A 9,734-nucleotide genomic window follows, 5' to 3' on the forward strand; every position below is an offset into this window, starting at 1 on the left:
ACACCCCCACCACCACCGACACCCCCGCCACCACCAGACGACGCGAACCCACCACACCCGACACACGCACAGACATACAAACCCCAAAATCAATAGGTGAAACTCGGCATCCATCAAGAAACACAGGCGCCCCTCGACAGCCTTCGCACAGCCAGCCTCACACCACCCACCCCCAGCCCCATCCCCCGAACGAACGGATAATCGGCCCTGAGCTCGGCCTACCTTTCAAGCGCGCCGGATCTGATCATTCGTAGGATCAGGGAAGCCCAGGGGTTCCGGGTGTGAGCTCGTCGCCGCCTGGCCGACCATGCCCGAATGCGCAACGACCTGGGCTGAAGCTTCCCCCTGGACTTGGACACCTGGAGACTGGGACGTGAGGTTCCAGAGGAAGTAGACGGTCACCGAGGTGGCCCGCGACCTGGGGTGGGTCCCGAGGGCCTGCGGAGCTGGGTCGAGCAGGACAGGGTTGACCGCGGTGAAGGCAATCCGGGCTCTGGAGGACCGGGCCAACGCCACGGCATCCCGCTTGAACTCCTCCGAGTACCGCTTTCCCTGCTTGTTGCTCACCTGGCTCCCCGGCGCCGAGCACGAGGAGCTCCGTCGCCTGCGCCGGCAGAACCTCGAACAGCAGAAGACTATCGAGGTCCTGAAAAAAGCCGGTCTTCTTCGCGCGGGAGAGCGACCGGTGAGCGAGGTCCACCGGTTCATCGCGGCGGAGAAGGCCACCCACTCGGTCACGTTGCTGTGCCGCATCTTCGGCGTGCTCCGCTCCCGGATCCAGTTGCCCAGGACAGTTCGAATTGGGGCAAGCGAGTGGGCCTAATGTAGCTCGGGTGAGCCGACGTGGCAGAATTTCTGGCCCGACGCAGTGGATCAAGTGTGCGGCTTTTGGGATAAGTTCAGTCGGCTGTCGTCCGGCATTACTATCCATACCATTGAGCGCTTTCAGCGTTGCCTCTCCAGGGTGAGGATGGCTTTGCTGCTGACGTGAGCCGCTGGGGACTGCAGCAAGGGTGTCGGAAGACGCGCCGGCGTCTGACGGTGGCGACGTCTCGTTCGACCGGGCATCGGAGCCGGGCGCGGGACTCGCGCAGGGATTTCTCCTTCGGGTCAGCTCGGTGGTGGGCCGTCGCCGGACCGGGACGTCGACGTGTGGTCGGCTCTGGTGCAGGCGAGGTCTGTGAGCGCCCGGGATCTGTGTCGGCCGCAGCCCGTTGGCGGCCGGAGCTGCGACCGTCCCCCATGTCCGCCCTGTCCCTCACTCTGCGCCGCTTCGCCGGGATGAGGTCCGACGCTGCCAGCGCCCGCGCCCTCGCCGCCCTCAGATTCGGCCTGCTGATCGCGGGTATCGGGTTCCTGGCACGGCAGCTGAACCCAGTCGTTGGCTTGGGGGCGCTCATGACCTCGCTGCTTGTCTCCCGCGTCGGCATCGGGCTGGTCTCCGCCCCGCCTCGCCGGCATTGCCACCCGATGCCTCGAACCCACGCTGACCGGCGCGGCATCAGGGGTCATCAGCACCACCTCCGCCAGCTCGGCGGGGCGATCGGCAGCCCCGCCGCCGGAGGCCTCCTCCAGCCCACCCCGGAAGCATCTCCACCTCTACCACCGCCACGCAAGCCGTCCTGGCGTCCCAGGGGACATGCCCATGGTCGGCCTCGCCTGCTGTGTGACCGTCCGGCCGGTGGCCGGACCCAGCCGTCCTGAACGGGCCAGGCCCGCACTGGGGGGAAATTCCACCGATAATCCTGACACGGAGCATTGCTGACGTCATATCAGTTCAGCGCATGCCGTCTGTTCCTTAGCCCTGGCCGCCCGCAACTGGGCGCTCAGTCCCGCCCAGTCGATCTGGATCCAGTGCTCCACGATGCGGTCACCCTCGACCCGGAAGACCGCACTGTCGATCTCCCGAACCGTAGCGCTGGTGGGCGGGAACCGTCCACCTCGCCCGGGATTTCTCCTTCGCCCGTTCTGCACGCCTCGCCAGCGCCGCCGGCACTGCGACCGGTGCCAACCGATCGGACCACCCGACGTCATCCTGCAGGTGGGCCGTCGGCAGGTTCCGGGACGGCGGTGCGGAAAGCAGAATCGAGGAATTCGAATCGTGCCCCGAGGTCGATCGCCCTGGCCTTCTCAGCCAGCCGCCGACACTGGAGCGCGATGATACAGACGCAGCGGCCATGATTGCCGAACGACGTTCGATCCGCGTTGGCCCCGGTATCGGCCCGGATCATCGGAACGGCGGGTCGGGTGGAGGATGATTTCGATGGGAAACCTTTCCTGTGTGGCACCCAAGTACGCGGTGGACGTCAAGTCGGCTGCCAACTGCCAGGCGTGCCGCGGTTGGGGCACCCTGATCGCCGAGAGCGGGAAAGGGCTCATTCCGTGCGCGGGCTGCCAGGGTGCAGCGGATGACGAGTCCGCGCGCCCCGCAGTCGGGTGCGCCCGAATCCGTTGTCACTCAGTTGGCAATGTGGTGCGGTGATTCGGCATCGATCCGCCGTCGTAGTAGGCAGCGTGGACAAGGGCCGTCGAGTGCAGGTTCGGTGAGCTGGCGTGGCACCTGAGGATGGCGTCCCGCTGTGTGGTGTAGCCGATCACAGGTGAGGCGTGCGCGGGATCGCTCCTGGGGCGCACACCCACGAGGGCCCCGCACTCCCTGAGCATGAGTCAGCCACCGCGCAACTCTTCGAATTGAAAGGCCAGTTCAACGAAGGAGACGCACGGTGGCCCTTTCTCAGTCTGATCTACTACGCCTGCTGGAGTCACTACGTTCGGCAGACGGCCTGGAACTCGTCCGCGGTGTGGCTGAGCGGATGCTCCAGGAGTTGATCGAGGCCGAGGCCACTGCAAGGATCGGCGCCCAGTGGAACGAGCACACCGAGGCCCGCACCACGTTCCGCAACGGGCACCGGGACAAGACGCTGACCACAGCGGCCGGCGACCTGGACCCGGCCATCCCCAAGCTGCGGTCGGGCAGCTTCTTCCCCGCGCTGCTGGAGCGGCGCCGCCGCATCGACCAGGCCCTGTACGCGGTCATCACGGAGGCCTACGTCCACGGCGTGTCCACGCGCTCGGTCGACGCATGCCGACGACGGTGTCGAGCTGGGTGCGGACCGCCTCGGCGGTGGGCTGGGCGGAGATCGTGCGGATCGTCGTGGCGACCAGCTCGCCGCCTCCTTGTTGACCACGCTGAACACGTTGCGCAGGAAATGAACCCTGCATCGTTGGTAGGCGGCTCCGAGCATGACCCTGCGGATGGCCTTGACCAGCCCCAGGTGGTGGTCGCCGATCACGAGTCGGACGCCGACCAGGCCGCGTTCGCACAATGAGCGCAGGAAATCGCTCCAGAACACCTCGGTCTCGCTGTCGCCGAGCGAAGGACGACCTGACCGCCTTCGCGCCCTTCCCGGAACGACATTGGAAGAAGATCCAGTCCACCAACCCGCTGGAACGGATCAACCGCGAGATCAAGCGCCGCACCGATGTCGTCCAGGTCTTCCCGAACGACGACGCGCTCCTGCGGCTGGTCACCGCCGTGCTCTTCGAGCTCCACGACGAGTGGATCGCCTTCCCCCGCCGCTACCTGCCCGAAGGCAACCAGCTCTACTTGGCCGAGCTCCCCGAAGCGCCCCGCACTACCCAACACGCCCACCGAGTGATCGGCTACACCACAGAGCGGGGCACGACCCGCCCGAGGGCCGCCAGGTCGCGGCACAGGGGCAGGAGCGCGGTCGCGTGGCGGCGGCGCACCTCGGTGCTGCGGCACAGTACGGCGAGCGCGGGCGGCTGCCACTAGCTCGATGGAGCACCAGGCCAGGGCGAGCCGGAGCGCTCTCCTGCGCGATGACGGCCGCGAGCTGCTCCTCCAGCTCGCGGCGGCGCTCGCGCACGGCGGGCAGCTTCGCCTCCAGCAGTGCAACCGTCGATCCCACACTGCTGTCCGTGCCGAACGTGCTGGGGTTTGCCACAATCACTCCCACCGGATCGTCAGTTACCGCTCGTAGCAGCCGAATGTACGGCCCCCACTGCGGATACCCGGCGCATTGTCGGACATTCCCACCCATCGGGCGGCCCGGACCCGCGGCCGCACGCACGGCGCCGCGGGCACCACGTCCGTACGGATCGCGGGCCCGCGCCCGCGGCGCTGCCGCACGCGCATCCACGGTGGAGCATCTGTTTTCCCATTTCAGGGACATGATCGGCACATGAGGCGTGCGGCCGCCGTACGGTGGAACCATGGCTGGCTGGCTGGCTGGCTGGGTGCGCCGGTGCGCGTACTGCTGGGGACCGCTGCGGGCGACTGCGCGAAGCGACGCCCGGTTCTGCTCGGCGGCGTGCAAGGCGATGGCCCGACGTCGTCGGGGCCACCTCCTTGAGACTGTCGCCATCGGCCTCTGGTTCACCCAGGGCATCGAGACCGAGCATGTGGTGCGCTGCCCGGCCTGCGCCGCCGCTTCGCCCGCGGGCACGGCCACCGCCGTGACGCGATGTACTGCTGTTCTGCATGTCGGCAGGCGGCGTACCGGGCCAGGAAGGCCGAAAGACGAAATTGCAGGTGCGGTCGGGCCGATCCCGAGCCCGACCGCCCCCCGTGTGCCGGCCGCCCGACGCCCGGCCTGTGTGCTGCTCACCGGCGGACCGGGCGGGCGCGGGCCCGCCGTCGCTGCGCCGCGCGAAGGGACCGGCGGTCGCGCTCAATTCGACTTCGGTCGACCACGGTCCCGGATAGCGCGTTTCCGGCTACCGTGGGGGAGTGAACTCCCGGGCCCAGACCACCGGGGGCCGGACGGAGAGCGTGATGACGTCGAACGACAGCGGCCGCGAACAACTCGCCCCCGAGGGCGCCGACGCGCTGCGCGCCCTGGCCCGGGAGGAACGCGGCCGGGCCGAGCAGCTGGCCGCGTTCCTGGAGGACGTCGCCGCCAACGGCCTGCCCGACCCCGAGGACTGCACGCCGTGGGAGGAGTTGCGCGAACGCCACCTCGCCGAGCTGGCGAACGGGCAGACTGAGCAGCGTGTCGCCTGAAACCCCGCGCCGTGCCGACGTCGCCTTCTCCGACCTCGCCGCCCTTCAGCTCGAGAAGCTGACCGCGGCCCAGACCCACCGCCTGGACCGCGCCCTGGTCGCCATCTCCGTGCGGCCCGACATCGGCCACCCGATCGAGGGCGGCGGCCGGCTGCGCGACTACCGCGACGACATCGACGGTGTACGGGTCATCTACCACGTCACGGTCCGTCAAACGATCGTGGTTGTCGGGTACGTCGAGGTCTAGGAGCCCGGGCCCGTACCGGCGTCCGTCTGAGAGGCGGATCCGCGGCTCGCGCTCCGCACCGGGGTCGGCCGACTGTTGTCCCTGACCGTGGGCCGGGCTCTGTTCGGCGCCGCCCGCCAACGTGCGCCCGGCCACGCCGCACTGCCGTAGCCCGCCACGCAGGTGGTCCACCCGACGCGGTGTGCGCCCTGGAACTCCTCGCGGTGGACCACCCCGAGACCGATGGAGTCGCGATCGAGGCGCTTGCGCTCCCCGGCGTGACCGACTGCCTGGCCGACCTCGCCGCCTTGTCCCACCAGTGGCACGAGAGCCGGTCCACGCCGGCCCGCAGGGAGGTCGGGACGCTCATCTACGCCTACCATCCCGGCCCCGTGAGGACGGGGCGCGCACAGGGCCGACCTGGTGGTGATCGGCAGCCCCCTCTGGATCGCCGACGGCGCCGGGCCCGCCTGAGCCGCACACCCGCCCGCCCGGCACGCAGGCCCGGTCGGGTCCCCGGCCGGCGGGGTCCTGTTCGAGGCCGTCCTCCCGTACGGGCGTTGCGGCTGTCGGCCGCCCCGGCCCGGCGAGGTGGCCATCCGCCCACCCGGGGCCCTGCGCCGTGCGACTGCGTGCAGGCCTGGCCTGACGGACCCGAGCGCGTTGTCGGCGCTGGGCCCGACGGTGCTCATCGACTGGCGGACGCCGGCCCGGCGGCAGGCGTCGGCGAAGGCCCTGCTGCTGTCCTGCGGGCCGTCACCGCACCACAGCACGTCGGGCGAGACCGCGTCGAAGTGCCGGTGGACCAGGTCGCGGGCGGCCTTCCGTCTGCCCTGCCGGGTCGGCGACCTGCGCTTCTTCGGCTCGCGACCGTACCAGCCTTGCTCGGCCATGGTCTCGGCGACGGTGTGCACGGACACGTGCCTGCCCTCGGCCCACAGGTCGAGCGTGATCCTGGGCGGGCCGTACGTGCCGCCGGAGCGGGTGAGAAGTACTTGATCAGCTCGATCAGCGCAGCCCGTCTGGCCTCTCGTTTTGTCGGGTTGGCGGGCCTGCCCCGCGAAGGCGCAGGTGGGGGTGGGTGTCGGCCAGGTTCCTGAGTTCGGCCCCGGCCTCCTCGGTGGGCTGGCGGCTGATCAGTTCGGGTGGTTGGTGTCGGGTGTGGTGGGTGGTGTGTTCCGGGGGTGGTCCCCACCTTGGGACACCGGCTGTCCTCATGGTCGGTGGTGGCCGTCCTTCCTACCGTTGATCTTGTCAACAATCGGCGATGAAAGGGGAGGCCATGACGTTCCGGTATGAGTGCCCGGGCAGGATCCACGACCGTCTCGCTGTCGTGTATGCCGGCTCGGGGTGGGGCCTTCACGACGCGGGCCGGTGGCCTTCGCGTGGAGGTGGCGCCGTGGTGGAGAGTGTTGCTCGCGTTGCGGGCACCACCGCCCGTCGGTCGGCCGTTCGTGATGTGGGCCCGCCGGTGCCGGTCGTCGTCGGCCCGGGCGAGGAGTGCAGGATCGTCGGTAGCGCCGTGTTGGATCGTAGGTGTACCGGTTGTGCGTTCGCGGCCGTGTTCGTTGTCCGGTCCGGTGGCCGGGTGTGCGTTCCTGGGTGTGGTGGCGGGGTCGGGGTCGGGGTTGCGGGGGTGGCCCGGTGACCACGTTCGGTGAGATGCTGCTGGGATTGCGACGGAGGGCAGGGCTGACGCAGGAGGAGCTGGCCGAGGCGGCTGGGTTGACTTCCCGGTCGGTCAGGGATCTGGAACGGGGTCGTCGGCAGCGGCCGCAGCATCACACGGTTGAAGCGTTGGTGACGGCGTTGGGGCTCACCGGCACCGATGCGGCGTTGCTTCTTCGGGTCGGGCGTTCGGGTCGTCCCCGGGGGTTGGTTGCCGATGACGGCGGGGTGGGGGCGGGCCTGCTGGACCGCGGTGGCCAGTTGGCGGCGCTGGAGCGTGCCGCGGTCGCGGCACGTGAGGGTCGCGGTTCGGTGGTGCTGGTCCGGGCGGGCGCGGGTATGGGGAAGACCTCGTTGGTGGGTGCCTGGGCGGAGGCCGAGCGGGGGCGGGGGATGCCGGTGGTGTGGGCGGGTGGCGGGCTGCTGGAGCAGGACTTCGCGTTCGCGGTGCTGCGGCAGCTGGTGGAGCCGCTGCTGGCCCGGGCGGGCGTGGTGGGGCGGGAGCGGTTGCTGTCCGGCCCGGCCGAGCCGGCGTCGTACGCTTTGCGGCTGGATGCCGAGCCGGCGGGGTCGGGGCCGTCGGCTGATTCGATGGGTGTCCTGCACGGCTTGTACTGGCTGATGGTCCACGTCACCGACGACGGTCCGCTCGCCCTGGTGGTCGACGACGCGCACTGGGCCGACGGCCCGTCGGTCCGCTGGTTGGAGTACCTGGCCCGCCGGTTGCAGGACTTGCCGCTGGTACTGGTGGTTGCGGCGCGCCCCGACGGTGATACCCAAGCGGGGCTGGTGCTGGAACAGATCGCGGCGCGAAGTGGCAGTGAACAGGTCGACTTGCCGCCACTGACGACGGCCGGCGTGTCCACGATGGTGCGGGCGCGGCTGGGGGGCCAGGTGGAGCCGAGGTTCGCCGTTGCCTGCGCCGAGGCGTCCGGGGGTAATCCGCTGCTGCTCGGCGAGCTGCTGCGGACCTTGGCGGACAGCGGGGTCGAGCCCGTGGCCGGCCAGGCACACCTGGTGGAGGAGTTCCGGGGCCGGGTGCTGGCCGCCACCGTGGTCGAGCGGCTTGCGCACCAATCCGAGCCGGTCCGGCGTCTGGCCCGGGCACTGGTCGTTCTGGGGCACGGGGCTGCGTGGCGGATCGCCGCGGCGCTGGCGGGCGTGGAGGAGACGCAGGTCCGTCGCCACGCCCGGTCTTTGCAGCAGATCGGAGTGCTGGCCCTGGACGTGACCGGGGCGGCGCCCTTGGGTGCGGGAGGGTGCTTCAGTCATCCGCTGGTGCGTGCCGCGATCGCCGAGACGGTGATGAGTGCGGCGGAGCTGGCGGCCGGGCACGCCCGGGCAGCCGAACTGCTGCGGGCCGACGGCGCGCACGGGGATGTGGTGGCCGGGCATCTCCTGCTGGCCGAACCCGGCGACGGGCGGCCGTGGCGGGTGGAGGTGCTGCGGGAGGCGGCCCGCACCGCCCGTGACCGAGGCGCTCCGCAGAGCGTCATGAGGTATCTGCGCCGGGCGCTGCGCGAGCCGATGACGGTCGAGCAGCGAGCACCGCTGTTGATGGAGTTGGGAATGGGCGCGCTGCCGGTGGACCTCACCACGGCCGCCCACCATCTGGCACAGGCGCGTGCCGCGTTGACGGATCCGTTCGCCCGGGCCCGGACGGCCCAGGCGCTGGCGACCGCTCTGCACTACCAGAACCGGCACGCGCGCGCCGTCGACGTCCTCGAGCAAGCCGTGGCGGAGCTGGCGCAGACCGGTGACGGCGGGTCCGGCCGTGAACTGTCCTGGCACCTGCAGGCCCAGATCGTGATGATCGGTTCCGAGCAGCTGTCCACGCTGCCGGTGGCCCGGTCCTGGGCCGATCGGCTGAGGGACCACAAGCCGGCCGGGAACACCCCCGGCCAGTGCGCCGCCCTGGTCGCCCTGGCGTGCCTCACCGGCGACATCAGCGCGGCAGCCACCGACGACCTCCTCGACCGGGCACACCAGGGCCCGGCAGAGCCGACCGGGACACTCCTCGGCATCACCGCATGGAGGTATGCGGCAACCGACCGCCTCGACGACGCGGCCGTGCGCTTCCAGCAGATCGCCAACATGTGCGCGCGAACGGGTTCCTTCGGCGCGCTGTCCGGTGCCTTGGTGGGGCAGTTGAACCTCCGGGCCCGCCGGGGTCACCAGCTCGGCCTCACCCCGGACCTCGGACACCCCGGCTCCACCCCCGTAGAAGGAACAGATGCCCGGGTACGCACGATGCTGGCAACCCAGCTGGCCGCATCCTCCATCGAGCGCGGCGATCTGGCCGCGGCGGCCACGGCGCTGCTCCCGGATCCCGGCATGGCGCAGGCGGGCTGGGTGTGGCAGGGGCCCCTGCAGCTGGCCCGCGCCCGCCTCCACAGCGAGCAGGGCAACCCCACCACCGCCCTCGCCGTCCTGCTGGAGTACGGCGCACAGGAGAAAGCCGCCCAGGTCACCAACCTCGCGATGGCACCGTGGCGATCCCAGGCCGCACTGGCACACCTGGCCCTGGGACAACGCAGTGACGCCCTGCGCCTGGCCACCGACGAACTGGAAGCCGCCCACCGATGGGGCACCGACAGAGCGATAGGACTGGCATCACGCTGCCTGGCCGTGGCCACCGGCGGCCGCGAGGGCCTCGCCCTGCTGCACCGGGCCACCATCGTGTTGGAGCGGTCCCCGGCCCGACTGGAGTCGGCCCGCGCCCATTACGAGCTCGGGCTCGCCGCCGCACACGCCGGCGACCGCCTCCAGGCCCGCCGGGCCCTGCAGCGGGCGCTGTCGCAGGCCGAGGCCTGC

The 9,734-nt window shown here is 70.6% G+C and carries 5 protein-coding genes and 5 pseudogenes; 7 read left to right on the forward strand and 3 right to left on the reverse strand.

The features are described 5' to 3' along the window. Positions 1-406 precede the first annotated feature (406 nt). Positions 407-823 (forward strand): hypothetical protein, encoded by a 417-nt coding sequence (locus tag AB0D08_RS39180; protein ID WP_359895108.1) that lies wholly within the window; start codon positions 407-409, stop codon positions 821-823. Between the two features lie 944 nt (positions 824-1,767). On the opposite strand, the gene AB0D08_RS39185 is transcribed toward AB0D08_RS39180, so the two are convergent. Beyond that, positions 1,768-2,034, reverse strand: coding sequence for an ester cyclase (locus tag AB0D08_RS39185; protein WP_359895109.1), 267 nt, complete (start codon positions 2,032-2,034; stop codon positions 1,768-1,770). 719 nt (positions 2,035-2,753) lie between these two features. Between AB0D08_RS39185 and AB0D08_RS39190 the strand changes: the two are divergent. Continuing rightward, positions 2,754-3,080: pseudogene (locus AB0D08_RS39190) on the forward strand (transposase); the annotation flags it as partial. Between the two features lies 1 nt (position 3,081). Here the strand turns inward: AB0D08_RS39190 and AB0D08_RS39195 are convergent. Beyond that, a pseudogene (locus AB0D08_RS39195) lies at positions 3,082-3,374 on the reverse strand (transposase); the annotation flags it as partial. On the opposite strand from AB0D08_RS39195, the pseudogene AB0D08_RS39200 reads away from it, so the two are divergent. From AB0D08_RS39200 to AB0D08_RS39210, 3 genes and pseudogenes are all read left to right on the forward strand, one after another. Continuing rightward, a pseudogene (locus tag AB0D08_RS39200) lies at positions 3,374-3,592 on the forward strand (transposase); the annotation flags it as partial. The pseudogenes AB0D08_RS39195 and AB0D08_RS39200 sit on opposite strands and share 1 nt — an antisense overlap. A gap of 1,206 nt (positions 3,593-4,798) precedes the next feature. After that, entirely contained in the window at positions 4,799-5,026 is a 228-nt protein-coding gene (locus AB0D08_RS39205) for a hypothetical protein (protein ID WP_033820855.1), read from the forward strand. Beyond that, positions 5,016-5,273 carry a type II toxin-antitoxin system RelE/ParE family toxin gene (locus AB0D08_RS39210; protein WP_033820856.1) on the forward strand — a complete coding sequence of 86 codons (258 nt, stop codon included), beginning with the start codon at positions 5,016-5,018 and terminating at the stop codon, positions 5,271-5,273. Before AB0D08_RS39205 ends, AB0D08_RS39210 begins: the two co-directional genes overlap by 11 nt. On the opposite strand, the pseudogene AB0D08_RS39215 reads toward AB0D08_RS39210, so the two are convergent. Further along, positions 5,270-6,226 (reverse strand): annotated as a pseudogene (locus AB0D08_RS39215) (hypothetical protein); the annotation flags it as partial. The gene AB0D08_RS39210 and the pseudogene AB0D08_RS39215 overlap by 4 nt on opposite strands. A gap of 688 nt (positions 6,227-6,914) precedes the next feature. On the opposite strand from AB0D08_RS39215, the pseudogene AB0D08_RS39220 reads away from it, so the two are divergent. Both AB0D08_RS39220 and AB0D08_RS39225 read left to right on the forward strand, forming a co-directional pair. Next, a pseudogene (locus AB0D08_RS39220) lies at positions 6,915-7,082 on the forward strand (helix-turn-helix transcriptional regulator); the annotation flags it as partial. A gap of 45 nt (positions 7,083-7,127) precedes the next feature. Further along, positions 7,128-9,734: ATP-binding protein (locus AB0D08_RS39225; RefSeq protein ID WP_359895111.1), on the forward strand; the 2,607-nt coding region annotated here is incomplete at its 3' end.

The sequence above is a fragment of the Kitasatospora sp. NPDC048540 genome (genome assembly GCF_040651175.1).
Taxonomy (GTDB): Bacteria; Actinomycetota; Actinomycetes; order Streptomycetales; family Streptomycetaceae; genus Kitasatospora.